General features: G+C 44.2%; 29 protein-coding genes and 1 tRNA gene. 26 read left to right on the top strand and 4 right to left on the bottom strand.

Annotation, left to right across the window (positions count from 1 at the left end; genetic code table 11):
- The 10 genes from C4K46_RS07620 to C4K46_RS07575 all read left to right on the top strand — a co-directional run.
- A partial coding sequence (locus C4K46_RS07620; protein WP_209628298.1) for an LPXTG cell wall anchor domain-containing protein occupies positions 1-1,098 on the top strand: 1,098 nt, incomplete at its 5' end.
- 171 nt (positions 1,099-1,269) lie between these two features.
- Positions 1,270-1,404 (top strand): 50S ribosomal protein L34, encoded by a 135-nt coding sequence (rpmH, locus tag C4K46_RS07615; protein WP_081600743.1) that lies wholly within the window; start codon positions 1,270-1,272, stop codon positions 1,402-1,404.
- Positions 1,405-1,580: 176 nt separating this feature from the next.
- Positions 1,581-1,862: a TIGR04197 family type VII secretion effector gene (locus tag C4K46_RS07610; RefSeq protein WP_209628297.1), complete on the top strand. Its 282-nt coding sequence runs from the start codon at positions 1,581-1,583 to the stop codon at positions 1,860-1,862.
- A complete protein-coding gene (locus C4K46_RS07605; protein WP_209628296.1) occupies positions 1,862-2,221 on the top strand; it encodes a DUF3958 family protein in 360 nt (119 codons plus the stop codon). Before C4K46_RS07610 ends, C4K46_RS07605 begins: the two co-directional genes overlap by 1 nt.
- A complete protein-coding gene (locus C4K46_RS07600) occupies positions 2,215-2,904 on the top strand; it encodes a hypothetical protein (protein WP_209628295.1) in 690 nt (229 codons plus the stop codon). Before C4K46_RS07605 ends, C4K46_RS07600 begins: the two co-directional genes overlap by 7 nt.
- Positions 2,905-3,066: 162 nt before the next feature.
- Positions 3,067-3,858, top strand: coding sequence for a TatD family hydrolase (locus tag C4K46_RS07595; RefSeq protein ID WP_209628294.1), 792 nt, complete (start codon positions 3,067-3,069; stop codon positions 3,856-3,858).
- Positions 3,842-4,417: a ribonuclease M5 gene (gene rnmV, locus C4K46_RS07590; protein WP_209628293.1), complete on the top strand. Its 576-nt coding sequence runs from the start codon at positions 3,842-3,844 to the stop codon at positions 4,415-4,417. Before C4K46_RS07595 ends, rnmV begins: the two co-directional genes overlap by 17 nt.
- A 5-nt stretch (positions 4,418-4,422) precedes the next feature.
- A complete protein-coding gene (locus C4K46_RS07585; protein WP_209628292.1) occupies positions 4,423-5,031 on the top strand; it encodes a glutathione S-transferase family protein in 609 nt (202 codons plus the stop codon).
- 19 nt (positions 5,032-5,050) lie between these two features.
- Entirely contained in the window at positions 5,051-5,926 is an 876-nt protein-coding gene (gene rsmA, locus C4K46_RS07580) for a 16S rRNA (adenine(1518)-N(6)/adenine(1519)-N(6))-dimethyltransferase RsmA (RefSeq protein ID WP_209628291.1), read from the top strand.
- A 16-nt stretch (positions 5,927-5,942) separates the two neighbouring features.
- Positions 5,943-6,344: a hypothetical protein gene (locus C4K46_RS07575; RefSeq protein WP_209628290.1), complete on the top strand. Its 402-nt coding sequence runs from the start codon at positions 5,943-5,945 to the stop codon at positions 6,342-6,344.
- Positions 6,345-6,390: 46 nt separating this feature from the next.
- On the opposite strand, the gene C4K46_RS07570 is transcribed toward C4K46_RS07575, so the two are convergent.
- Positions 6,391-6,473, bottom strand: a tRNA-Leu gene (locus C4K46_RS07570).
- 107 nt (positions 6,474-6,580) lie between these two features.
- Here C4K46_RS07570 and rsgA point away from each other — a divergent pair.
- The 6 genes from rsgA (at position 6,581) to purR (ending at position 11,850) form a co-directional block, all read left to right on the top strand.
- On the top strand, positions 6,581-7,459 hold the full coding sequence (gene rsgA, locus C4K46_RS07565) for a ribosome small subunit-dependent GTPase A (protein ID WP_209628289.1): 879 nt from the start codon (positions 6,581-6,583) through the stop codon (positions 7,457-7,459).
- A gap of 13 nt (positions 7,460-7,472) precedes the next feature.
- Positions 7,473-8,132 carry a ribulose-phosphate 3-epimerase gene (gene rpe, locus C4K46_RS07560; protein WP_209628288.1) on the top strand — a complete coding sequence of 220 codons (660 nt, stop codon included), beginning with the start codon at positions 7,473-7,475 and terminating at the stop codon, positions 8,130-8,132.
- Entirely contained in the window at positions 8,125-8,754 is a 630-nt protein-coding gene (locus C4K46_RS07555; protein WP_209628287.1) for a thiamine diphosphokinase, read from the top strand. Before rpe ends, C4K46_RS07555 begins: the two co-directional genes overlap by 8 nt.
- Positions 8,755-8,757: 3 nt before the next feature.
- A complete protein-coding gene (locus C4K46_RS07550) occupies positions 8,758-10,011 on the top strand; it encodes a DNA recombination protein RmuC (protein ID WP_209628286.1) in 1,254 nt (417 codons plus the stop codon).
- Positions 10,001-10,942, top strand: coding sequence for a 3'-5' exoribonuclease YhaM family protein (locus C4K46_RS07545; protein WP_209628285.1), 942 nt, complete (start codon positions 10,001-10,003; stop codon positions 10,940-10,942). Before C4K46_RS07550 ends, C4K46_RS07545 begins: the two co-directional genes overlap by 11 nt.
- Positions 10,943-11,037: 95 nt before the next feature.
- On the top strand, positions 11,038-11,850 hold the full coding sequence (purR, locus tag C4K46_RS07540; protein WP_209628284.1) for a pur operon repressor: 813 nt from the start codon (positions 11,038-11,040) through the stop codon (positions 11,848-11,850).
- A gap of 406 nt (positions 11,851-12,256) precedes the next feature.
- Here the strand turns inward: purR and C4K46_RS07535 are convergent, their stop codons facing one another.
- A complete protein-coding gene (locus C4K46_RS07535) occupies positions 12,257-12,493 on the bottom strand; it encodes a zinc-ribbon domain-containing protein (protein WP_209628283.1) in 237 nt (78 codons plus the stop codon).
- A gap of 323 nt (positions 12,494-12,816) precedes the next feature.
- On the opposite strand from C4K46_RS07535, the gene rpsL reads away from it, so the two are divergent.
- The 4 genes from rpsL (at position 12,817) to gap (ending at position 17,303) form a co-directional block, all read left to right on the top strand.
- Entirely contained in the window at positions 12,817-13,230 is a 414-nt protein-coding gene (gene rpsL / locus C4K46_RS07530) for a 30S ribosomal protein S12 (RefSeq protein ID WP_003026451.1), read from the top strand.
- Positions 13,231-13,246: 16 nt separating this feature from the next.
- Positions 13,247-13,717 (top strand): 30S ribosomal protein S7, encoded by a 471-nt coding sequence (gene rpsG / locus C4K46_RS07525; protein WP_209628282.1) that lies wholly within the window; start codon positions 13,247-13,249, stop codon positions 13,715-13,717.
- Positions 13,718-13,964: 247 nt separating this feature from the next.
- Complete coding sequence (gene fusA / locus C4K46_RS07520; protein WP_209628281.1) at positions 13,965-16,046, top strand: elongation factor G; 2,082 nt, start codon at positions 13,965-13,967, stop codon at positions 16,044-16,046.
- A gap of 246 nt (positions 16,047-16,292) precedes the next feature.
- Complete coding sequence (gene gap, locus C4K46_RS07515; protein WP_209628280.1) at positions 16,293-17,303, top strand: type I glyceraldehyde-3-phosphate dehydrogenase; 1,011 nt, start codon at positions 16,293-16,295, stop codon at positions 17,301-17,303.
- A 44-nt stretch (positions 17,304-17,347) separates the two neighbouring features.
- On the opposite strand, the gene C4K46_RS07510 is transcribed toward gap, so the two are convergent.
- Positions 17,348-18,004 (bottom strand): NAD(P)-dependent oxidoreductase, encoded by a 657-nt coding sequence (locus C4K46_RS07510; RefSeq protein WP_209628279.1) that lies wholly within the window; start codon positions 18,002-18,004, stop codon positions 17,348-17,350.
- Between the two features lie 160 nt (positions 18,005-18,164).
- Here C4K46_RS07510 and C4K46_RS07505 point away from each other — a divergent pair, with 160 nt between their 5' ends.
- On the top strand, positions 18,165-18,497 hold the full coding sequence (locus C4K46_RS07505) for a MerR family transcriptional regulator (protein WP_209628278.1): 333 nt from the start codon (positions 18,165-18,167) through the stop codon (positions 18,495-18,497).
- 101 nt (positions 18,498-18,598) lie between these two features.
- Here the strand turns inward: C4K46_RS07505 and C4K46_RS07500 are convergent, their stop codons facing one another.
- Positions 18,599-20,437 carry a spherulation-specific family 4 protein gene (locus C4K46_RS07500; RefSeq protein WP_209628277.1) on the bottom strand — a complete coding sequence of 613 codons (1,839 nt, stop codon included), beginning with the start codon at positions 20,435-20,437 and terminating at the stop codon, positions 18,599-18,601.
- Between the two features lie 282 nt (positions 20,438-20,719).
- Here C4K46_RS07500 and C4K46_RS07495 point away from each other — a divergent pair, with 282 nt between their 5' ends.
- The 5 genes from C4K46_RS07495 to glnA all read left to right on the top strand — a co-directional run bounded on the left by C4K46_RS07495 (position 20,720) and on the right by glnA (position 25,519).
- On the top strand, positions 20,720-21,919 hold the full coding sequence (locus C4K46_RS07495; RefSeq protein ID WP_209628276.1) for a phosphoglycerate kinase: 1,200 nt from the start codon (positions 20,720-20,722) through the stop codon (positions 21,917-21,919).
- A 448-nt stretch (positions 21,920-22,367) separates the two neighbouring features.
- Complete coding sequence (locus tag C4K46_RS07490) at positions 22,368-23,027, top strand: COG3942 and LysM peptidoglycan-binding domain-containing protein (protein WP_209628399.1); 660 nt, start codon at positions 22,368-22,370, stop codon at positions 23,025-23,027.
- Positions 23,028-23,171: 144 nt separating this feature from the next.
- Positions 23,172-23,705, top strand: coding sequence for an FUSC family protein (locus C4K46_RS07485; RefSeq protein WP_209628275.1), 534 nt, complete (start codon positions 23,172-23,174; stop codon positions 23,703-23,705).
- A gap of 75 nt (positions 23,706-23,780) precedes the next feature.
- Positions 23,781-24,143, top strand: a complete 363-nt coding sequence (locus tag C4K46_RS07480) for a MerR family transcriptional regulator (protein ID WP_209628274.1) — start codon at positions 23,781-23,783, stop codon at positions 24,141-24,143.
- A gap of 29 nt (positions 24,144-24,172) precedes the next feature.
- On the top strand, positions 24,173-25,519 hold the full coding sequence (gene glnA, locus C4K46_RS07475; protein ID WP_209628273.1) for a type I glutamate--ammonia ligase: 1,347 nt from the start codon (positions 24,173-24,175) through the stop codon (positions 25,517-25,519).
- Positions 25,520-25,756 lie beyond the last annotated feature (237 nt).

Raw genomic sequence — 25,756 nt, 5'->3', positions numbered from 1 at the left:
GACCCAGCAAGTGGCGAATTGGTTGAAAACGTAACAATTCCAGGTCAAGGAAGTTACCAAATCAACGACCAAGGTCAAGTTACTTTCACTCCAGAAAAAACCTTTACCGGTCAAACCTCAGGTGTAACTGTCGTTAAAACCGATGCCAACGGTACCCCAGTAGAAGCTACCTATACTCCAAGTGTGGAAGCCGTTAAACCAAGCGCTGAGAACGTGACTTCGACAGGCAAGCAAGGCCAAATACAAACCGGCACTCCAATCTTTAAATCAGGTGATAAGTCGGTAGCTCTAAGCGACCAACCAGCTAAATTGAAAGACGCTTCAGGCCAATTGGTTGATGAAGTGGTTGTTCCAGGTCAAGGAAGTTACCAAATCAACGACCAAGGTCAAATTACTTTCACCCCCGAAAAGACCTTCACCGGTCAGGCAACCGGAGTAACTGTTGTTAAAACCGATGTCAACGGGACCCCAGTTGAAGCGACCTACACTCCAAGCGTTGAAGCCGTTAAACCGAGCGCCGAAAACGTGACTTCGACAGGTAAGCAAGGCCAGCCACAAACCGGCACTCCAGTCTTCAAGGCGGGAGACAGTCAGACACCGATTGTGATTGATGCTGAACATCCAGCCCAGCTCATTGACCCTTACACAGGCCAGGCTAGCCAAGCCCTGTCTGTAGATGCCCTGGATCAAGAAGGCAAGGTCATCGGAACTTACACGATTGATCCTCAGACCGGTCAGGTAAGTTTCCAACCTCAGGAGTCATTCCTAGGCCAAGCCCAGCCGGCCCAGGTCCAAGTTCAAGATGCCAATGGCACAGTCCTTACTGGAAACTATACCCCAACTGTTCTAGCTGACCAGCTTGAAGAAGAGAGTAAAGAGCCTGGCAAAGAGCCAGGACGGGTGGAAAGCACAGCCTTTACTAGTCTCTTGAGACAAAGACCAATTCCTGCCAACCACTCCTATCAGGCGCCAGCCCAGCTCTTGCCGCAAACAGGAAGCAAGGAAGAAAATACCCTGCCAGCAGCTGGCTTCTTGGCCCTCGCAGGCCTAGGTTTATTGGCAGCTAATGGTCGAAGAAAGTCTTATAAGGAGGACTAGGCCCTGCCTTAGTCTGCTAGAAAATTTCTGGCAAAAGTTCCAGCCCCAGTCTTTTTTGCTCTCTCTATTGACAAAAGCCTGATAATCATATAGAATAAGTAGGTATGTTTAGTAACTGATCACAATATAGCCGGCTAAACGAATACAGAAATCTAAGAGGAGGTATTCAAAGTGAAACGTACTTATCAACCAAGTAAAATCCGTCGTGCACGCAAACATGGTTTCCGTCACCGTATGTCAACTAAAAACGGACGCCGCGTACTTGCTAGCCGTCGTCGTAAAGGACGTAAAGTCTTGGCTGCTTAATCATAGCCCAGACCAAAAAGAACCAGTAGAAACTCGAGTCTACTGGTTTTTTTCTTATCTGTTCGTGGTTGCGCTTTCATTCTCGCTAAATCTGTCTTTTTCCCAGTTCAAGAACTTACTTCTTTTGAGGGAATGTGTTATAATGAAAAAAGGAGAAAAATAAGGGGAAAAGAAATATGGAGATTAAGAGTGATTTAGTTGTTGCTACCAACTATGCCCAGGCCCTCTTTCAGGCTAGTGATAAGCTAGCTGGCGTAGAGCAGGCCCTTTTGGATGAAAGGACCAGCCTAGCGGGCAATAGTAGAGCACACGAAGCAGTAGCCCTGGCCCAGACTAAGGCCCAGGAAATTGCCCGAGCCAGCCAGCTGGTTGCAGCCAAGATTCAGGCGATTTCTCAACAACTGGACCAGCTAGACCAGACCAACGCCCAGCAGATTGGGAAGGGAGACTTGCTTTGATGAATCAGAAAGAGAAAAGATTAGACCTCTTGCACCAGAAAGAAAGGGACTTACTGGAGCGAGAAGAGGAGTTGAGACAGGACCGGCAGCAGATGATGGCGGCCGAGGAAGATTATTTCTATCATGAAGGGGCTGTTGCAAATTTCTTAAAGGAGTTGTCCTATAAGTACCAAGAACCAGCCTATCTTTTTGAGCGCTTGGATACAGAATTTTTCCATGAATCCAGCAAGATTTCCAGTAGCTTTGAAGAAGACTTGGAATCTTTGAAAAATCAGGAGCGAAAAATCGGTCGAAGTCTAGAAGACCTAGCTGAGGAACGTTTGCGTCTCAACCAAGAAGGGGGGAGAGGCTTATGGTAGTCAGTAACGGTATTATGATGGATTTGGCCCAGTCCCAGGACCAGGCCAAGAATGTAGCCCACATGGTCTATCAGCAGTTGCTAGCTTACGATGACTTGCAGCTGGCCCTAAACGAATTTGTAGCCAGCACCAATCAGCTAAAAGGACGGGCCTATGATAGCTCGCGGGAGCTGATTCGCCAGGTTTTAGAGCCCTTGAGGCGCGGTGGAGCTAGATTGTCAGAAGCAACGGCCCGCTTGGTCCAGCAGTTGCCTGATGATTATCTAGAGCAGGTCGGAAGTGAAAATCTAGAAGAAGATAGCTTGCGAGAGGAAATCAACCGCTGGGATGGCTTTATCCAGGAGGCTGAGGATATGTTGAGCTTGGCCCGGCAAGGCCAGCGATTGGAGCCGACACCAGCCAATACCCAGCGAGTCATCAGCCTAGAAAATAGCCTTGAGATTTATCAGACCGCGCGTCAGGCCCTGGTCCATAAATTAGAGCGCTTGATGACCTTTCACCAGCTGTCAGAGGAAATCTTTGCTGAAATTGCTGTTTTGGAACAGGCAGTCAATATTGGCTTGAGTCAGTTAAATCACGCTTGGGATGAAAAAGATTTGGTCTTTAAACTTCCTCAAGATTTGACCTGGATAAGGGCCATTGATTTGGGCATCCCCTTTATTCCAGCCCAAGAGGCCGTTTAGCCTCCTAGATTATCAGAAAAGACAAATAAAGATGAGATTGGGATAGTTCCTTGGAGAGACGGTCCCAGTCTTTTTTACATAAAAGACTTTTGGTTTCCAGGAGACATTTGCTATAATAGAGACAGCCCCTAGACTATGAGGGATTAGACAAGGAAAGAAAGAATGAAAATATTTGACAGTCATACCCATCTAAATATAGAAGACTTTGCTGGTCAAGAGCAGGAGGAGATAAGCTTAGCTCAGGAAATGGGAGTTCAAAAGATGAACTTGGTCGGTTTTGACCATCCTAGTATTGAGCGGGCCCTGGACTTGGTCGACAGCTATCCTTGCCTCTATGCCACCTTGGGTTGGCATCCGACCGAGGCCGCTAGCTATAATGAGCAAGTAGAAGCCTATTTGCTAGAAAAGCTCCAGCACCCCAAGGTAGTGGCTCTGGGAGAAATCGGCCTGGACTACCACTGGATGACCGCCAGCAAAGAAGTGCAGGAGGCGGTATTTCGGCGCCAGCTAGCCCTTTCTAAGGAATTAAATCTTCCTTTTGTGGTGCATACCCGCGAGGCCTTAGAGGACACCTATGACATCATCAAAAGCGAGGGCGTAGGTGCGCGAGGTGGGATTATGCACTCTTATTCGGGCTCGCTTGCTATGGCTGAGAAATTTATGGATTTGGGCATGAGCATTTCCTTTTCTGGTGTGGTGACTTTTAAGAAAGCGCTAGATATTCAGGAAGCAGCGCAGCATTTGCCCCTAGAAAAAATCCTGGTCGAAACAGACGCCCCCTATCTGGCGCCCGTGCCCAAGCGAGGGCGGATCAACCACCCAGCCTATACCCGCTATGTCGTCGAGAAAATCGCAGAGCTCCGCCAGCTGAGTCTGGAGGAAGTAGCAGCGGCAACCTACGCCAATAGTTTGCGGATTTTTGGATTGGAAGAAGAGCATGAAGGAAAAAATTAGTCAGGTCATCGTGGTCGAAGGTCGAGACGATACGGCTAATCTCAAACGTTATTTTGAGGTTGAGACCTACGAGACCAGGGGCTCTGCTATTGATACAACTGACCTTGAGCGGATTAAGCAACTCCAGGCTTTGCACGGAGTTATCGTTTTTACCGATCCAGACTTTAATGGTGAGCGTATCCGACGAATTATTATGGATGCCGTTCCTGGTGTCCAGCATGCCTTTTTAAGGCGGGAGGAAGCAGCGCCCAAGTCCAAGACCAAGGGGCGCTCGCTCGGAGTGGAGCACGCCTCCTATGAGGATTTGAAAACCGCCTTGGAGCAGGTGGTGGGGCAGGCAAAAGAAGAGTCGAAGTTTGACATCAGCAAACAAGATTTAGTGCGTTTGGGCTTGCTTTTGGGAGCAGATAGCCGCAAACGACGGGAATTTTTAGGCCAAGAGCTCCGCATTGGCTACACCAATGGCAAACAACTGCTCAAACGACTGGAAATGTTTGGGGTGGGGCTGACAGAGGTGGAAGAAGCCATGGAAAAATATGACCAGAAGAAAGGAAAGTAAAATAGATGAAATTATGGTATTCAAAGACTAGCCCCTATGCACGAAAAGCTTTAGTAGTAATAGCTTATCATGGCTTAAAAGATATTGAGCTTTTAGAGACACCAATGGCTTTTGATGCCAAAAATCCACATAATCAAGACAATCCACTTGGACGAGTGCCTGCCTTACAGATGTTGAACGATGAGTGGCTTTTTGGAAGTTATAGCATTTCAGAATATCTTGATAATTTGGGTACAAAGCAAACCTTATTTCCTAAGGGAGAAAACCGTTGGTCTGTCCTTGCCTTGCATGCACTGGCAGATGGGATTTTGGAAAATGCTATGCCAGTGGTAGCTGAACGATTGATGAGGCATCGTTCGGAATGGTGGCTTAGTCGTCAGGAGCAGTTATCGGAGCGATGTTTGCGCAGTTTTAAGGATTTAGAGAAGCGTTTGATAGCTTTTGCAGATGATTTGAACATAGGGACAATCACTGTAGTTTGTTTAGTTGAATGGTGGATTTTACGCCAGTCAGTATTAGATTTGTCACTGACTGATGATTTTCCAGATTTGGTGGCTTGGACACAAAAAATGAAGAAACTCTATCCCATTTTAGCAGAAAGTTGGGAATTTTAGCGAAGATAGAAAGAACAACATGAGAATTTCAGATTACAGCGTAACCAAGGCCATTTTGGAGCGTCATGGTTTTACTTTTAAGAAGTCTTTCGGGCAGAATTTTTTGACCGATAGCAATATTTTGCAGAAGATTGTTGATACAGCAGAGATTGATGAGCAGGTCAATGTCATTGAGATTGGACCGGGGATTGGCGCCTTGACCGAATTTTTGGCAGAGAGCGCAGCCGAGGTCATGGCCTTTGAAATTGACGAGCGCCTAGTACCGATTTTGGCCGACACCTTGCGTGATTTTGACAATGTGCGCGTGGTCAATCAGGATATTCTCAAGGTGGATTTGAGCCAGTACGTAAAGGAGTTTAAAAATCCCGACCTGCCCATTAAGGTCGTTGCCAATCTGCCCTACTACATCACGACCCCTATTTTGATGCACTTGATTGAGAGTGGCATTCCCTTTAGCGAGTTTGTTGTTATGATGCAAAAAGAGGTAGCAGACCGCATTTCGGCTGAGCCTAAGACCAAGGCCTATGGGAGCCTATCGATTGCTGTCCAGTACTATATGACTGCTGAGTTAGCCTTTGTTGTACCGCGGACAGTCTTTGTACCAGCCCCCAATGTCGATAGTGCCATCTTAAAAATGGTCCGTCGCCAGCAACCAGCTGTTGATGTGCGCGATGAGAAGTTTTTCTTCAAGCTGACCAAGGCTAGCTTTACCCATCGTCGCAAGACCCTTTGGAACAACCTGACCAATTATTTTGGCAAGAGCGAGGAAGTTAAGGACAAGTTGACCCAGGCTTTAGAAATGGCTGAACTTGCCCCTAATCTACGGGGGGAGGCCCTCAGCTTAGAGGACTTTGCTAGGTTGGCCAATAGCTTGGAAGAAGTGGGAATGAAGTAACTATCGAGGAAAAGAAGTGAAAATAAAAATCCTGGCGGCTCTTTGCGCTTTATCATGGTACATCAATGCTTTGCTGCAGTTCTTGTTGCTTTTGGGGCTACCCTTGGGACAGTTCGTCCTAGGAGGACATTATACTGTTATCCCGCTGCATTTAAGGTGGATAAATTTGGTGTCCTTCGTCTTGTGGGGCTTCTTTGGCACGGTTTATTTGGCTTGTGGTCATATTATTAAGGGTCCGTGGCGGGAAAATTATTTAAAAAACTTACTGTTCATTACAACCATTTTTTTAGCTCTGGCTTCGATTTTTAATTGTTTTATCACTTCCAGTGTTTTTGAAAAATACTTTACTGGCGGTTTATCAACGCTCACTTTCTTCTTGAGCCTGTCTTTGTTATTACTAAAGGCAAAAGAAAACTAATTTTTAAACAAAAAAACGACCTCATTTGAAGTCGTTTTTCTCTTTATGCGGAGGAAGGGATTTGAACCCTCACACCCGTACGGGCACATGCGCCTGAAGCATGCGTGTCTGCCGTTCCACCACCTCCGCTTAGACCACTATATCTATTATACCTTTTTTTTGAAATTTGCCAAGGGAAAAAAGCAAAAAGTCCTATTTTTTGTTATAATAAATTCATTAGAACAAAAGGAGCCGTTTTGCAAGGAAGAATTATAAAGGCTCTGGCTGGCTTCTACTATGTAGAAAGTGCCGGTCAGATTTATCAAACCAGGGCCAGAGGAAATTTTCGTAAAAAAGGCCAGACGCCCTATGTGGGAGATGAGGTAGAATTTTCGGCTGACAAGGACTCGGAGGGTTACATCTTAAAGATTGGTGAGCGCAAGAACAGCCTAGTCCGTCCACCCATTGTCAATATCGACCAGGCTGTCGTCGTCATCAGTGCGCGTGAGCCAGACTTCAATCCCAATCTCCTGGATCGTTTTTTGGTCCTACTAGAGCATAAGGCCATCAAACCCCTGATTTATCTAAGCAAGCTCGACCTTCTGGAGACAGGAAATGAACTAGATGATTACATTAGCCTCTACCGCTCTATCGGCTATGACTTGGCCCTGTCGGTGGAAGAACTCCTGCCTCTCTTATCTCAGAAAATCACTGTTTTTATGGGTCAGACAGGTGTGGGGAAGTCCACCCTACTCAATAAAATTGCGCCTGATTTAGCCCTAGAGACGGCTGAGATTTCAGAGAGCCTAGGTCGGGGTCGCCATACGACGCGAGCTGTCAGCCTCTATAACCTTTACGGAGGAAAAATTGCCGACACTCCTGGCTTTTCATCCTTAGACTATGAGGTGACCAGTGCTGAGGAGCTCAATCTAGCCTTTCCAGAAATCGCCAAAATCAGCCAGGCTTGCAAGTTCCGGACCTGCACCCATACCCATGAGCCAGCCTGCGCGGTTAAGCAAGCACTTGAAGCGGGTGATTTGTCCTCTGTCCGCTTTGATAACTATTTACAACTTCTCAGTGAGATTGAAAACCGACGGGAAACCTATAAAAAAGTAGGGAAGAAACATCCCAAATAAAAAGGAGTAAGGAATGAAACCATTTAAAATTGCCCCCTCTATTTTGAGTGCGGACTATGCCAATTTCGAGCAAGAGCTAAAAAGACTAGAGGAAACAGGAGTAGACTATGTCCATATTGATGTGATGGACGGCCACTTTGTACCCAACATCAGTTTCGGAGCAGGAGTGGTAGCGGCTATGCGCCCCTATTCTAAGCTGGTCTTTGATTGCCATCTCATGGTCTCCAATCCAGAAAGTCACATTGCTGACTTTGCACGAGCAGGAGCAGATATCATCAGTATCCATGCCGAGGCGACTCCCCACATCCATGGGGCCCTCCAAAAGATTCGAGAGGCTGGGGTCAAGGCCAGTCTGGTCCTGAATCCTGGAACGCCCGTAGAAGCAGCTAAGAATGTTCTCAACCTAGTGGATCAAGTCCTAGTCATGACAGTCAATCCAGGCTTTGGAGGTCAAGCTTTTCTAGCTGAGACCATGGATAAAATTCGTGAATTAGTTGTTTTACGTGAGGCAAATGATTTAGACTTTGATATTGAAGTCGACGGCGGTATTGATAATCAAACGATAACCATTGCCAAAGAAGCAGGAGCCAATGTCTTTGTGGCTGGCAGCTATCTCTTTAAGGGAGATCTTAAAGAGCGGGTAGCTGCCTTAAAGGCGGGCCTAGATGCCTAAGGTTTTGGTTCTAGCTGGGGGTCCCTTGGACCAAGACTTGCCCAGAGACTGGGACCTCTATCTGGGGGTCGATGCAGGAGCCTTGACCCTCTTAAAAGAAGGGTTGCCACTAGACTATGCCCTAGGGGACTTTGATTCTGTCAGCCTTGAAGAAAGAGCTTGGATTGAAGAAGAGGCAAACGTTCTGGTTACAGCCCAGGCTGAAAAGAATGATACAGACTTAGAGCTGGCTCTCTTGACCCTTTTCAAGGACCTACCCCAGGCCCAGGTCAGGATTTATGGAGCCTTAGGCGGCCGCTTAGATCATAGCCTAGCCAATGTTTTCCTGCCTAGCGACCAACGCCTAGCCCCCTTTATGGAGCAGATTAGCCTGGTTGATAAGCAGAACTACCTAACCTATCTAGCCGCAGGTAGACATGAAATCAAGCCCAGGGCCGGTTGGACCTATCTGGCCTTTCTGCCTGTCCAGGATCAGGTCTTGAGGATTGAGGGAGCCAAGTATCCCTTGACGAGCCAGAACTATTTTTTTAAGAAAGTCTATGCTTCTAACGAATTTATAGGTAAACCAATTGGTCTCTCCTTTAGCGAGGGCTATGTGGTACTTATCTTTAGTAAGGACTAATATATGGAAATTTTGATTTTTCTGCTTCTCCTAGTCTTGGCCTATCTGGTTTTTAAGGGCAATAGCGAGCGAAACCAAGAGCTTAAAAAAGCCCTGGAAAATCAGGCCGACCAGCTGTCAGACCAGCTGGACTATCGTTTATTAGAGGCTAGAAAAGAGCAGGAATTAAAACAGCAAACTCTGGAATTAGCCTTGGGGGACCGCTTATCAGAGATGAGGGCCGATCTCCATCGCGAATTGACAGAGCTCAGACTTGAGATTACAGACAATCTCAGCAAAAACCGCGATAAGACCGATGAGCGCATGCAAAAGATTCAGGAGTCCAATGAAGAACGCCTGGAAAAAATGCGCCAGACCGTGGAGGAAAAATTGGAAACAACCCTGCAAAACCGACTCCAAAGCTCTTTCGAGACGGTCTCCAAGCAGCTAGAATCGGTCAATCGAGGCCTAGGAGAGATGCAGAGTGTTGCCAGAGACGTTGGCAGTTTAAATAAGGTCCTTTCCAATACCAAAAGTCGAGGTATTATGGGGGAACTCCAGCTAGGTCAGATTATCGAAGACATCCTAACTCCTAGCCAATATGAACGTGAGTTTGCGACGGTGGTAGGCTCCAGCGAGCGGGTTGAATACGCCATCAAACTTCCTGGCCAGAGCGAGGGAACCTATGTCTATCTACCAATCGACTCCAAGTTTCCCCTGGCTGACTACTATCGCTTAGAAGAAGCCTATGAGCAAGGAGACAGAGAGGAGATTGACCTCCACCGCAAGGCCCTCTTGGCTAGTGTCAAACGCTTTGCCAAGGACATCCAGCAGAAGTATCTATCGCCGCCTGCCACCACCAATTTTGCCCTGATGTTTTTACCAACAGAGGGCCTCTATTCAGAAGTGGTCCGCCAGCCCGATTTCTTTGATCGCTTGCGGCGGGAGGAGCAGATTGTAGTGGCCGGGCCCTCGACCCTATCGGCCCTGCTCAATTCCCTATCGGTTGGCTTTAAAACCCTAAATATCCAAAGGAGTGCCGACGATATCAGCAAGGTTCTAGGATCCGTCAAGACAGAATTTCAAAAATTCGGCGGAGTCTTGCTCAAGGCTCAAAAGCACTTGAAAAATGCCTCAGGCAATATTGATGATCTCCTGACCCGCAGGACCAATGCCATCGAGCGGACCCTGCGTCGGATTGAGCTTTCTGAAGAAGACCTAGGCTTATCACTATTAGATTTCCAAGAAGGACAAGAAGGGACAGAAAATGAAGATTAGTCAAATGAAAAAAGACGAGCTGTTTGAAGGCTTTTACCTGATTAAAAGTGCCGAAGTTCGCCAGACCAGGGCTGGTAAGAACTATCTGGCCTTTACTTTTCAAGATGATACAGGAGAGATTGAAGGCAAGCTCTGGGACGCCCAACCCCATAATGTAGCCGAGTTTACAGTCGGCAAGGTCGTCCACATGCAGGGACGGCGTGAGGTCTATAATAATACCCCCCAAGTCAACCAGCTCCAACTCCGTCTCCCCAAGACTGGTGAGCCCAATGACCCTAGCGATTTCAAGGAAAAACCACCGGTGGATCCCCAGGAAATTCGCGATTATCTAGGGCAGATGATTTTTAAAATTGAAAATCCTATCTGGCAGCGCCTGGTTAGGGCTCTTTATAGCAAGTATGACAAGGAGTTTTACAGCTACCCAGCGGCCAAGACCAACCACCATGCCTTTGAGGTGGGCCTAGCCTATCATACAGCCACCATGGTCAGACTAGCAGATTCTATCGGCGACATCTATCCCCAGCTCAATAAGAGCCTGCTCTTTGCAGGAATTATGCTCCACGATTTGGCCAAGGTCTTAGAGTTGAGTGGACCAGAAGCGACCGAATATACCGTTCGGGGCAATCTGATTGGCCATATTGCCTTGATTGATGAGGAGTTAACCAAGGCCTTAATTGAGCTCAAGATTGATGATAGCAAGGAAGAAGTCATCGTTCTCCGCCATCTTATCCTTAGCCACCACGGCCTCTTGGAATATGGTAGCCCAGTCCGACCAAGGATTATGGAGGCAGAAATCCTCCACATGATTGATAATTTTGATGCAGAGATGATGATGATGACCTCTGCCCTCTCCAAGGTCGGAGCAGGAGAAATGACCAATCGAATCTTTGCCATGGATAATCGGGCCTTCTACAAACCAAAATTAGATTGATAAAAAACGAAAATTGAACGTTATTTTTAAAATAACGTTCGTTTTTTTCTGGGAATATGGTATAATATATAAAAATAAAGTAAAATGGTGAAAGCATGAAGTTAAGAAGAAGCGAACGAATGGTGGTAATTTCTAATTATCTAATCAACCACCCCTACCAACTGACCAGTCTCAATACCTTTGCTGAAAAATACGAGTCAGCCAAGTCCTCTATTTCCGAAGACATCGTCATTATTAAAAGGGCCTTTGAGGAGATTGAAATCGGGACCATTGAAACCATTACCGGTGCCGGTGGCGGGGTTATCTTTACCCCCTCTATCTCTGAACGGGAATCCCGCGCAATCGTTGAAGACTTACGAGACCAACTAGCAGAAAGCGAACGAATCCTTCCGGGAGGCTATATTTATCTTTCGGATCTTTTGAGCACCCCAAGCCTCCTCCATAATATCGGCCGAATTATCGCCAAGGCCTTCAAGGAACAAAAGATTGATGCAGTGATGACCGTAGCCACCAAGGGAGTACCCTTGGCCAATGCTGTGGCCAAAATTTTAAATGTTCCCTTCGTCATTGTCCGCAGGGACCTCAAGATTACCGAAGGCTCTACCGTCAGTGTCAACTATGTCTCTGGCTCTAGTGACCGCATTGAAAAAATGTTCCTATCCAAGCGCAGCCTCAAGGCAGGTAGCCGAGTCCTCATTGTTGACGACTTTTTAAAGGGCGGTGGAACTGTCAATGGTATGATTAGCCTTTTGGCCGAGTTTGATTCTGAGTTGGCAGGAATCGCTGTCTTTGCCGATAATGCCCAGGAAAAGCGGGACCATCTTCATTATAAGTCCCTACTTAAGGTCACCAATATTGATGTGAAAGCCAATAAAATTGATGTCGAAGTCGGCAATATCTTTGACTAAGATTTTAAAAAGTAAAAAAGAAAATCACCTAGAGAAAATTTTAAAATCTTCTTTAGGTGATTTTTTAGGGCTCATTGTCAACTGTAGTGGGTAGAATTTTTATTACTAATGATACTTTTTGATATGGTGCTCGGACGCCAGCAACTCCTACGGATTTCATGGCTAAACTCTGAGCCTAGGTCTCAGAGTTTCCGTCTCTCATCAGAATATATTTCTGATGAGAGATATCACCATTCAAAAGTATCATCTATGTTTTATCTCTTAAGTATCAGTTGAAATCAGATAATTACTAGATTGTAAAAGTGTGTTCTGATTGGAACCAATCAACCCACTACAGATATTATAGAGCCTTTTTTAGTTTTTAGGAGCTGTTTCTAAGTTGCTCCTACTTTTAACAAGTTAAAGTTTAGTTAGACAAGTAGTTGGGTAGGTCCTTCTTGTCAACTTCCATACCCGAACCACAGACTGGACAAGTCAGATAGTACTTTCGACCATAGGGAAAGAGAGGGATGAAGTAGAGGGTAAATTTCTTGCCCACTTCCAAAAGTTGCCAAGCCTGCTGGTTATTGCAATGGCTACAATCGATAGGATAGCCACTTGTTCCTAGTAGCTTTTTATAGCCCTTGTGTCCCCAAATAATCATAGAGTCCTCCTTTATTATGTAGAGCCTAGTTTGTTTGTATCAAACTAAAAACGAAAACGAACAATTTTATGATAACACGACTTACTTATTAGGTCAAACAAGCTGAAATAAATAAGTTTTTTTGAAAGGGGAATCATGAAAAAACTAGCGAAATCTATTGACGCTTATATTCTCTCGTGTTATAATAAAAGACGGTACTTTTTACTTTTGGTCTCTCAAAAGTGTACAGAGACGTGCTGACAAATGTTGCAAAAGTACACACAGACAAGGGCTGTCACCAAGTGCCTTGTCACCAAAATTAAAAAAATACAGGAGAAATGTAGATGCCTACAATTAACCAATTGGTTCGCAAACCGCGTAAATCAAAAGTAGAAAAATCTAAATCACCAGCCTTGAACGTTGGTTATAACAGTCTTAAACGTGTTCCTACTCGTGAAAACTCACCACAAAAACGTGGAGTTGCAACTCGTGTCGGAACCATGACACCTAAAAAACCTAACTCTGCCCTTCGTAAGTTTGCTCGTGTACGTTTGAGCAACTTGATTGAAGTAACTGCCTACATTCCAGGTATCGGCCACAACTTACAAGAGCACAGTGTGGTGCTTCTTCGCGGTGGACGTGTAAAAGACCTTCCAGGGGTACGTTACCATATCGTTCGTGGTGCCCTCGATACAGCGGGTGTTACTGACCGTAAGCAAGGCCGTTCTAAGTACGGTACTAAGAAACCAAAAGCATAAGGAAGGGGAGAGATAAATGAGTCGTAAAAACCAAGCGCCTAAGCGCGAAGTATTGCCAGATCCGCTTTACAATTCAAAATTAGTTACACGTCTTATCAACCGCGTTATGCTTGATGGGAAACGTGGTACAGCAGCATCTATCGTATATGGAGCTTTTGAGCAAATCAAGGAAGCTACTGGAAACGATGCTAATGAAGTATTTGAAACAGCTATGGACAACATCATGCCTGTTCTTGAAGTACGGGCTCGTCGGGTTGGTGGATCTAACTACCAAGTCCCAGTTGAAGTTCGTCCAGAACGTCGTACAACCCTTGGACTTCGTTGGTTGGTAACCATCGCTCGTCAACGTGGTGAACACACTATGCAAGACCGTCTTGCTAAGGAAATCATGGACGCAGCTAACAACACAGGTGCAGCTGTTAAGAAACGTGAAGACACCCACCGTATGGCAGAAGCCAACCGTGCCTTCGCCCACTTCCGTTGGTAAGATAGGGCGTGAGAGCGTTAAGCAAGCCCTAGACAAAATAGGAAAATTGATGATGAAGCGATGCTTCGAGACAATTTTATCTTTTTGTCAGAGGCTTGTAGCTCGAACCCGACTAAATTAAGATGCAAAGAGTTATACAACTCTTCATCTGCATATAATACTGTGAGAGCGGGTAGGTTTTGCCTACTCGCTCTTCTAAAATATGTTATAATAAATAAGAAATAAAAAATATAGGAGAACAAACCAAATGGCTCGCGAATTTTCATTAGAAAAAACTCGTAATATCGGTATCATGGCCCACGTTGATGCTGGTAAAACAACTACAACTGAGCGTATCCTCTACTATACTGGTAAAATCCACAAAATTGGAGAAACTCACGAAGGTGCTTCACAAATGGACTGGATGGAGCAAGAGCAAGAGCGTGGTATCACTATCACATCTGCTGCGACAACTGCCCAATGGGACGGCCACCGGGTTAACATTATCGATACCCCAGGACACGTGGACTTCACTATCGAAGTACAACGTTCCCTTCGTGTATTGGACGGTGCGGTAACCGTTCTGGACTCCCAATCAGGTGTTGAGCCACAAACAGAAACTGTTTGGCGCCAAGCAACTGAATACCGCGTACCACGTATCGTATTTGCTAACAAGATGGATAAGATTGGTGCTGACTTCCTTTACTCAGTATCTACTCTACATGACCGCTTGCAAGCTAACGCTCATCCAATCCAATTGCCAATTGGTTCTGAAGATGACTTCCGTGGAATCATTGACTTGATTAAGATGAAGGCTGAAATCTATACCAACGACCTTGGTACAGATATCTTGGAAGAAGACATCCCAGCTGAATACTTAGAGCAAGCTCAAGAATATCGTGAAAAATTGGTGGAAGCAGTTGCCGAAACTGATGAAGACTTGATGATGAAATACCTTGAAGGTGAAGAAATCACTAACGAAGAGTTGAAAGCAGCTATTCGTCGGGCAACCATCAATGTAGAATTCTTCCCAGTGCTCTGTGGTTCTGCCTTCAAAAATAAGGGTGTTCAATTGATGCTTGATGCCGTTATTGACTACCTGCCAAGTCCGCTTGACATTCCTGCTATCAAGGGTGTTAACCCAGATACTGATGAAGAAGAAACTCGTCCAGCATCTGATGATGAGCCATTTGCAGCGCTTGCCTTCAAGATTATGACTGACCCATTCGTAGGTCGCTTGACCTTCTTCCGTGTTTACTCAGGTGTCTTGAACAGCGGTTCTTACGTTCTCAACACTTCTAAAGGTAAACGTGAACGTATCGGACGTATCCTACAAATGCACGCCAACAGCCGGAATGAAATTGATACCGTCTATGCAGGAGATATCGCTGCTGCCGTTGGTTTGAAGGACACTACAACGGGTGATTCTTTGACTGATGAAAAAGCGAAGGTTATCCTTGAATCTATCGAAGTTCCAGAACCAGTTATCCAACTCATGGTTGAGCCTAAGTCTAAAGCAGACCAAGACAAGATGGGTGTTGCCCTTTCTAAATTGGCTGAAGAAGACCCAACCTTCCGTGTTGAAACCAACGTTGAAACTGGTGAAACAGTTATCTCTGGTATGGGTGAGCTCCACTTGGATGTCCTTGTTGACCGGATGAAACGTGAATTTAAGGTTGAAGCTAACGTAGGTGCGCCTCAAGTATCTTACCGGGAAACCTTCCGCGCTTCTACTCAAGCGCGTGGATTCTTCAAACGCCAATCTGGTGGTAAGGGTCAATTCGGTGATGTTTGGATTGAATTTACTCCAAACGAAGAAGGAAAAGGCTTCGAGTTTGAAAATGCTATCGTCGGTGGTGTCGTTCCTCGTGAATTTGTACCAGCCGTAGAAAAAGGTCTGGTTGAGTCAATGGCTAACGGTGTCCTTGCTGGCTACCCAATCGTTGACGTCAAAGCAAAACTTTATGATGGATCATACCACGATGTCGACTCATCTGAAACTGCCTTTAAGGTAGCTGCATCACTTGCCCTTAAAGAAGCTGCGAAAACTGCACAACCAGCTATCCTTGAGCCAATGATGCTTGTAACCATCACAGTTCCAGAAGAAAACCTTGGAGACGTTATGGGACACGTGACTGCACGTCGTGGACGTGTTGACGGTATGGAAGCACACGGTAACAGCCAAATCGTTCGTGCTTACGTTCCACTTGCTGAAATGTTTGGTTACGCAACCGTTCTTCGTTCAGCATCTCAAGGACGTGGTACCTTCATGATGGTCTTTGACCACTACGAAGACGTGCCTAAGTCAGTCCAAGAAGAAATCATTGCAAAAAATAAAGGTGAAGCCTAAAAATTTCACTAGATAAACCGAGAGTAATCTCGGTTTTTTAATGCTCAAAAAATAAAGTTTTTGAAAAAATATGAAAGTATATGAAAAGTTGTGAAAAAAGTAATTTAACTTTTTTCTTGCGATGAAATCAGTTGCAATTTTAAGGAATTAAGTATATAATGGAAATGTTGAAAGGTGATTTGTAACATTTCAAGTTACTCTTTTCACATAAAATATTTATTGATTTTCATAAGGAGGAAATCACGAATGGTAGTTAAAGTTGGTATTAACGGTTTCGGACGTATTGGTCGTCTTGCTTTCCGTCGTATCCAAAATGTAGAAGGTGTTGAAGTTACTCGTATCAACGACCTTACAGATCCAGTAATGCTTGCACACTTGTTGAAATACGACACAACTCAAGGTCGTTTCGACGGTACTGTGGAAGTAAAAGAAGGCGGATTTGAAGTGAACGGTAAATTCGTTAAGGTTTCTGCTGAACGTGACCCAGAACAAATCGACTGGGCTAACGACGGTGTAGAAATCGTTCTTGAAGCAACTGGTTTCTTTGCTAAGAAAGAAGCAGCTGAAAAACACTTGCACCCAGGTGGAGCTAAGAAAGTTGTTATCACTGCTCCTGGTGGAAACGACGTTAAAACAGTTGTATTTAACACAAACCAAGACATTCTTGATGGAACTGAAACAGTTATCTCAGGTGCTTCATGTACTACAAACTGCTTGGCTCCAATGGCTAAGGCTCTTCAAGATAACTTCGGTGTTGTTCAAGGTTTGATGACTACAATCCACGCTTACACTGGTGACCAAATGATCCTTGACGGACCACACCGCGGTGGTGACCTTCGTCGTGCTCGTGCTGGTGCTGCTAACATCGTTCCTAACTCAACTGGTGCTGCTAAAGCAATCGGTTTGGTTATCCCTGAATTGAACGGTAAATTGGATGGTGCTGCACAACGTATCCCTACTCCAACTGGTTCTGTAACTGAATTGGTAGCAGTTCTTGAAAAGAACGTAACTGTAGAAGAAGTAAACGCTGCTATGAAGGCTGCTGCTAACGAATCATACGGTTACACTGAAGACCCAATCGTATCTTCAGATATCGTTGGTATGGCTTACGGTTCATTGTTTGACGCAACTCAAACTAAAGTTCTTGACGTTGACGGTAAACAATTGGTTAAAGTTGTATCATGGTACGACAATGAAATGTCTTACACTGCACAACTTGTGCGTACTCTTGAATACTTTGCAAAAATTGCAAAATAATAGAGTAGAAAAAAGAGGCTTAGCCTCTTTTTTTATGCTTAAAATCAAGTACTTGATGCAATCAAGTGAACTCCTTGCCATTCTTCTCGAACGGCATCCGAAATAGCAATAGCAAAATCAGAATAACTAATTTGTTCATTTAAAAAGTCCTCTTCCAAGTCTAGTTCGGCTTGTTTATATGTGCCTAGTCTAATTCCTTCGGGAATATAGGCTGGAGGTGGGACTAAATATGCCCACTTGTCTTTGAATGAGTGTTCTTCTAGATAAATTCTTAATTGAGCATGCGCCCTTCCTCGCGGTAAGGTTTGTGTTGGGAAATGTGGATCTTCCCAGAAATATTTTCCGCTGTTCATCTTTAATGAGCCTGCTCCGCCCACAATAATCATAGGAATTTCCTTAGTTGGAGGAATTGCTTGACGTATTCTTTTATCTAGTTCAACTAAAGCATTCTCAGGAATATTACCCCGTAGACGTATAGCGTGAACAATTATATCCACTTGCTCTATTGCTTTTTCAATACTTTCTGCATTTTCTATATCTACAAGGTGCGTTTTTATTTTTCGTTCTATTTTTGGTAAACGGCTAATATCATTTGCTTTTCTTATTGCTGCAATAATTTGAAGAGATTGATTTTTAGCCAATTCTTCTATAATGAGTTTGCCAGTCCGACCGGTTGCACCGAGTACTAATACTTTTGTCATATCACAACTCCTTTTGTAATTTATTTACATTTCAAGAAGATAAATTAAATAAATTGTACTATATTTTCTAAAAACAATCAACAACAAATTGCAAATTATTTATATATATTGTAAAATAGTTTACAAGATTAGAATTTTACAAATGGAGAATAGAATAGCTATGCCTCAAGAAGATAAGAATATTTCTGCTTTATTAGATTTTGATTTATTAAAAAAATTGGTTGTTGGAATTGGTGAAGTTTCAAGAATAACGGGTATACCTACCAGAAAAATTCGTTATTGGGAAGAAAAAGGAGCCATTCACTCTGAAAAGGGGGTTGAAGGTTCTACAAGAAGATATAATTATTTAAATGTAAAGAAAATTTTGCTAATCCAGGAAATGTTGGATGAAGGTTTTACGCTTGATTCTGCTATTTCTAAGGTGGAAAAACGAATGGTTTCATTAGATGAAGCCTTTAAAAAGTTGGCTAATAGCTTATCAGAAGATAAGTAGTTTTTGCTTTTCGTACAGTGGGATTTGTTAGAAATGACTAAAATAAAAAATTGGAGAAATGACTATTTCTTCTCCAATTTTTTTGCTTTTTTGAAATTGTTTTATTTTTTATTTTTCAGGGCTGTGCGTCCGAGGAGGCCTAGACCTGCGAGGGCTACGGCACCACTGACTGCTAGATAGAGGGCAGAATGGTCCTCACCACCAGCTTGAGACTGACTAGTATAGGCAGCAGCAGCTTCTTGGGTCTGGTCGCTAGAGCTAGAATTTTGAATATCCACCTTAGCTTTCTCTTGCTTGTCCTTCTTATCTTCTTTAGCCTTTTGACTGGCATCTTCCTTGGCCCGATGATTTTCATGCTGGCTCTTATTGCTTGTTTGGCTATCGCTAGGATTGCTTTCTTTCTTAGCAGCAGGGCTAGCTTCTTGATTGGCTAGATTTAACCTTACAGAAGCCTGAGAAAAGCCGGATAGAGCAGGGCTAGGGGCTGCTGGGTTGCTAGCTCCTTGGCTGCTAGTTAGGTAAGAGACAGGATAGCTAGCCTGATTACGGCTTGCTTCTTGTTTTGGCATCTCCTTGCTCTGCTTAGCTTGCTCAGTCGTTTTTTGAACGATAGGGACTGGCTTGGTGCTAGTCTCTATTTCTTTTTCAGCCGGAGTCTCTGTTATTTCAATGACTTCTGACTCAGGATCGGTACTCGGTTGAGCTGGAGTTTCAGGGCTGATTTCTGGTTGGTCTTCAATCCTTGGTTGAGCCGGAGTTTCAGGATTGACTTCTGCTTTGGGCTCAGGCTGTGACGGATTTGTCTCGGTTGCCTTGTTTTGACTAGCACTATCAGAACTACTAGAAGAACCACTAGTAATCCGTGAAACCAGGCTTTCAAAATCTGTCGGTAGGGCTAGGAAGGACTGGTCGGTTACCATGAGGTAGCCGGCATTACGCTTTCTAGAAAGGGCGATAATTTCGTCATATTGGCTAGGGCTCGCAGAGTGAACTAGGTGCATGACCCGCTTGCTAGAGGCAGGGTCCTTCTCCATATCAGAGATTTGTTCATAGTAGCCGTTGAGGTAGTCATTGGCTGTCGTCTCTCTGGTTAGCCAAATATCGGCATAAGGAGCGATAGCATTGGTAACGGTCCGACCGGGATTGGCCATAACGGTCATACTTGGATAGAGTTCTCTCATTCGATAGAAGAGGGTTCTCATGAAGTCTACATCTGCCTCGGTCTCTCCTGCCTTGACCTCGTCAAAGAAGATACCATTGATATTATTCAGGCCATAAAAGCTGGCATAGCGGCCAACCTCAGCTAAAATGTCATCATGGGAGCGACGTTTGTTAGAATAGTCTTCACTTACTGTATTGACATAACCCAGGTTCTTGATGCCGGCAGCGGCGTTGGCAGCGATTTGCTTAGCAAAATTAGCATCTGCCTGACTACCGGATCCGTTACTAGGATTGATGATGACATGAGACACCTTATTACCAGTTTGGCTGGTGATTCTTTGCCAGTATTGATCATTGGGATTGGCGTACTTGTAAGCGGCCATAATCACATTTTGGCTAGGGCTCTGATTGCTTTCAGCACCTGCTAGAACAGCAGTAGTTGCCTTGTCTTCTGCTGGGCTAGTTTCGGCAGTCACTTCTGGACGAGGGGCTTCTGGCTTAGTTGTTTCAGCTGGCTCTTGAGTCTGTCCTTCTGAACCTTCTTGGCCAGCCTGGGCTTCAGCCTTGAGTTCTTGACTGGCTGAGGAACTGCTGGTTTCGCTTGGTGTGGCTGAAACTTCAGCACTTGCACTAAGCTGACTTTCCAAGTTTTCGACTTGGTTGGTAGAGGTGTCGGCTTCGACTTCCTCTGCTTGACCGTTTAGGGGTTGAGCCAAGAGATTGGTCGATACCGCTACGGCCACAAAAGCGCCTAGACGCTGTTTGTTCTTTTTACGCATAGATAACTCCTTCTAAAAAACTTACTCATTTATTCTAACACAAAGATGTCGATTTCTATTTTACATTTTATTACAGTTTAATATTTTTTGTTCATTTTTAGACAAGGAATTAGACAAAAAATAGGATTATTTCCAAATATGGGCAGTATGAGAAGAATTTTTATATCAGGAAGGATAAGTAAAGTTCCGGATTTTTGTGAAAATTTTCCTTATATCAAGAAAACTTTGAGAAAGTGTGGTATAATAGTTGCGTATAAAATAGAAAAAAGGAGTTTTTGTATCATGGCAAAACTGACTGTTAAAGACGTTGACTTGAAAGGGAAGAAAGTTCTCGTTCGTGTTGACTTTAATGTTCCTTTGAAAGACGGCGTTATTACAAATGATAACCGGATTTCAGCGGCTCTTCCAACAATTAAATATATCCTTGAACAAGGTGGACGGGCAGTGCTCTTCTCTCACCTTGGTCGTGTCAAAGAAGAAGCTGATAAGGCAGGAAAATCATTGGCTCCAGTTGCGGCTAACCTAGCAGAAAAACTAGGTCAAGATGTAGCCTTCCTAGCAGGAGTAACTCGGGGTGCAGAATTAGAAGCAGCTATCAATGCTCTTGAAGATGGTCAAGTTCTTTTGGTTGAAAACACTCGTTTTGAAGATGTTGACGGTAACAAAGAATCTAAAAATGATCCAGAACTTGGTAAATACTGGGCTAGCCTTGGAGACGGTATCTTTGTCAATGATGCCTTTGGTACAGCTCACCGGGCCCACGCTTCAAACGTAGGAATTTCAGCTAACGTTGAAAAAGCTGTTGCTGGTTTCTTGCTTGAAAATGAAATTGCCTACATTCAAGAAGCGGTTGACAATCCAGTTCGTCCATTTGTGGCTATCCTTGGTGGTTCAAAAGTTTCAGACAAGATTGGTGTTATCGAAAACCTTCTTGAAAAAGCTGATAAGGTGCTTATCGGTGGTGGAATGACCTATACCTTCCTTAAAGCGCAAGGTATCGAAATCGGAAACTCCTTGGTTGAAGAGGACAAACTTGATATTGCCAAAGGTCTCTTGGAAAAATCAAATGGCAAATTGATCTTGCCAGTGGACTCTAAAGAAGCAAATGCTTTTGCTGACTACACTGAGGTCAAAGATACTGAAGGAGAAGCGATTGATCCTGGCTTCCTTGGCTTGGATATCGGTCCTAAATCTATCGCAAAATTTGATCAAGAATTGACAGGTGCTAAAACAGTCGTTTGGAATGGTCCAATGGGTGTCTTTGAAAACCCTGACTTCCAAGCAGGAACAATCGGTGTGATGGATGCTATTGTGAAACAACCAGAGGTGAAATCAATCATCGGTGGTGGTGACTCAGCAGCCGCAGCTATCAACCTAGGTCGTGCAGACAAGTTCTCATGGATTTCTACAGGTGGTGGAGCATCAATGGAACTTCTCGAAGGTAAAGTACTACCAGGCCTTGCAGCCCTGACAGAAAAATAAGAAATAGAGAAGGCTCCCTTTGGACCTTCTTTTCTTATGCTTTGCCTTCGGGCCTCGAGCCATTCCATGAAGAAAGTGGGAAAAGGAGAAAACCCGAAACGTTAAGGAAGCGAAGGAGGTGAGCTTTCGATGAGTGAAGGGCATTTCGACGCGGTAAAGTTTTACCAGGCTTGGCTGCCTTGACAGAAAAATAAGAAATATAGAGAAGGTTCCCTTTGGAGTACTTTCAGCTCCAGGCCCACTCCCTTTTTAGGTCTTAGTTATTGAGAATGAATAGGTAAAGAATAGATTTTCTATCTTCGTCTATCAAAGGCCTGAAGCATCTATTTTTTCAGGCTACTTTACTTGTAATATTTTTAAAATAAAAGTTAAAAGTAACTGAAATGAATAAAGTGTATGATAAAAGAACAGGAATTAAAAGGAGAGTTTTATGACGACTAAGCAATCTATGCGCAAACATCTAGAAAAAGTAACAATCGGCCTTTCTTCTGCCCTAGCGGTAGCTCTTTTAAGTCAACAGTCAGCTAGTGCAGATAGCTATGTGGTCCAAGCTGGAGACTCATTTTACTCAATTGCTAGCCTACATGGGATGAGCCCTTACGACTTGGCAGCTAAAAATGGAAAGACCATTTATGATACAATTCTTCCAGGAGATACTCTCCAAGTTGACGGAGCTAGTCAAGGTCAAGTAGAGGCGCCAGCTCAAGCTACTAGTCCGGCGGCTAGTGATTTGGTTTCAGATACCGAAGATGTAGTCCTAAATACACCAACAGCAACAGGAAATTCTTATCCTATCGGACAATGTACTTGGGGCGTCAAGGAATTAGCTCCTTGGGCAAGTAACTGGTGGGGCAATGCCAAGGACTGGACAGCCAATGCAGCGGCTTCTGGCTTTGCGACTGGAACAACCCCGATGGTCGGTGCTATCGCTGTTTGGGACGGTGGTGACTATGGTCACGTGGCCTATGTAACAGATGTAGCTAGCGGACGTTCTATTCAAGTCTTAGAGGCCAACTATAACCGCCATAAGCAAATCAATAACTATCGTGGTTGGTTTGATCCAACTACCTTCTATGGTCGAGTAACCTATATCTATCCAAACTACTAAAAAGATATGAGGTCTAAGAGCCAAGAAAAATCATTTGCAGGCTGGGGCTCTTGTCCCCGCCTTTTTTACTTCTTAGGAAATCTTCTCATTAGACTCATACATTTGCAGGGAAATATGTTACAATAGGGCTAGGAAGAAATGACGATGACTTATTTTAAAAAATATAAATTTGATAAATCAAAGTTCAAGCTGGGCATGAGGACCTTTAAAACAGGACTAGCTGTTTTTATTGTGCTCCTGGTGTTTGGCTTTTTTGGTTGGCGGGGATTGCAGATTGGCGCCCTAACGGCTGTTTTTAGTCTGAGGGAGGATTTTGACCAAAGCGTCCACTTTGGAACTTCGCGTATCCTAGGAAATAGTATCGGTGGTTTTTTTGCCCTGGCCTTTTTCCTAATCAATAATTTTTTTCAGGACCAATACTGGGTAACCCTGGTCTTTGTTCCTATTTGCTGCATGCTGACCATTATGACCAATGTGGCTATGAACAATAAGGCTGGGGTGATTGGTGGGGTCTCAGCTCTTTTAATCATTAGTTTATCCATTCCAGCTGGTGATACGATTTTTTATGTTTTTGAACGGGTCTTTGAAACCTTTATCGGTGTTTTTATTGCTATCTTGGTCAATTACGATGTAGATCGGCTCCGCGGACACCTAAGAATTAAACAGAAGAAAGAATGATGTCAGAAAATATAACATAAAAGCTTGACAGGGTCGAGATTAAAGCATATAATAGAGGGCAGAAAGGAAGATGTAATGAGGGAAAAAGAATTACGCCGTAATTTGGCTGTTTTTCCAATTGGTAGTGTGATGAAGTTGACGGACTTAAGTGCTCGTCAGATTCGTTATTATGAGGATCAGGAATTGATTACTCCCTTGCGCAATGAAGGGAATCGTCGAATGTATTCCTTAAACGATATGGACCGGCTCCTAGAGATTAAGGACTACCTTGCTGAGGGTCATAATATTGCCGCTATCAAGAAGATTTACGCCGAGCGTAAGGCTAAGTCCCAACAGACCATCAGTGAAAAGGACATCCGTCGTGCCCTGCACAAGGACATCCTGCAACAGAGTCGCTTTGCCTCTTCCATTCCTAGCTTTGGTCAACATCGGCCTTAATTATTTTGTTTTTTTCAAGGAGAAATTTAATGTCAATTACAGCAGCTGACATCCGTCGCGAAGTGAAGGAAAAAAATGTAACCTTTATCCGTTTGATGTTCTCAGACATCTTGGGGACTATGAAGAATGTTGAAATTCCGGCAACGGACGAACAGCTTGATAAAGTATTAGCCAACAAGGCTATGTTTGATGGTTCATCTATTGAAGGTTTTGTCCGGATCAATGAATCGGATATGTACCTTTATCCAGACTTGAATACTTGGACTGTCTTTCCTTGGGGAGATGAGAATGGTAGCGTTGCTGGTCTCATCTGTGATGTTTATACGACAGAAGGCAAGCCCTTTGAAGGAGACCCTCGTGGAAACTTGAAAAAGGCCTTGGGCCACATGGAAAGCATGGGCTTTAAATCCTTTAACTTGGGACCTGAGCCAGAGTTCTTCCTCTTTAAACTTGATGAAAATGGGGACCCTACCCTCGAGGTCAATGACAAGGGTGGCTACTTTGACTTGGCACCGACTGACTTGGCTGACAATACTCGGCGGGAGATTGTAAATGTCCTGACAACTATGGGCTTTGAAGTAGAGGCCAGTCACCATGAGGTGGCTGTTGGTCAGCATGAAATTGACTTCAAATACGATGATGTTTTGCGGGCCTGTGACAAGATTCAGCTCTTTAAACTAGTAGTTAAGACAATTGCTCGTAAGCATGGTCTTTATGCAACCTTTATGGCTAAACCTAAGTTTGGAATTGCTGGTTCTGGTATGCACTGTAATATGTCCCTCTTTGACCAAGATGGTAACAATGCCTTCTTTGATCCAGAAGATCCTCGTGGCATGCAGCTGTCAGAAACAGCCTACCACTTCCTGGGTGGCTTGATTAAGCATGCTTACAACTATACAGCCATTATGAATCCAACTGTAAACTCTTATAAGCGCTTGGTACCGGGCTATGAAGCACCTGTTTATATCGCCTGGGCTGGTCGTAACCGTTCGCCTTTGGTGCGCGTGCCTGCTTCTCGAGGAATGGGAACTCGTCTAGAATTGCGTTCAGTGGACCCAATGGCCAACCCTTATATCGCCATGGCTGTCCTTCTGGAAGTTGGTTTGCATGGTGTTGAAAACAAGATTGAGGCACCAGCTCCAATCGAAGAAAATATCTATGTGATGACCGCTGAAGAAAGAAAGGAAGCAGGAATTACAGACCTTCCTTCTACGCTCCACAATGCTATTAAGGCCTTGTCTGAAGATGAGGTCGTCAAGGCAGCCCTGGGTGAACACATCTACACTAGCTTTGTAGAGGCTAAGCGCATTGAGTGGGCTAGCTATGCGACCTTCGTATCCCAGTGGGAAATTGATAACTACTTGGACCTTTACTAGGATTTCCAAGTCTTAAGAGAATTAGAAGAAGTTTAAAAGCTATCTTTGATTATAAGCGAAAAACCAACCAGGAATAAATGGTTGGTTTTTGCCTGTGCTTTAGCAGTCTGCTAGCCTATAGTTATTGTCTAAGTCTAGTCATTAAAAATTAGTATGGCTAGACTTATTGACGGACCTGCCCTTGTCTTTTATAATGGGAAGAAATAATTTAAAGGTTTTTGAAAACTTGAGTCAGAA

Source organism: Streptococcus oricebi, from assembly GCF_017883985.1.
GTDB lineage: Bacteria > Bacillota > Bacilli > Lactobacillales > Streptococcaceae > Streptococcus > Streptococcus oricebi.
The sequence above is the reverse complement of the archived record's forward strand: the minus strand, read 5'-3'. Positions and strand labels throughout refer to the sequence as shown.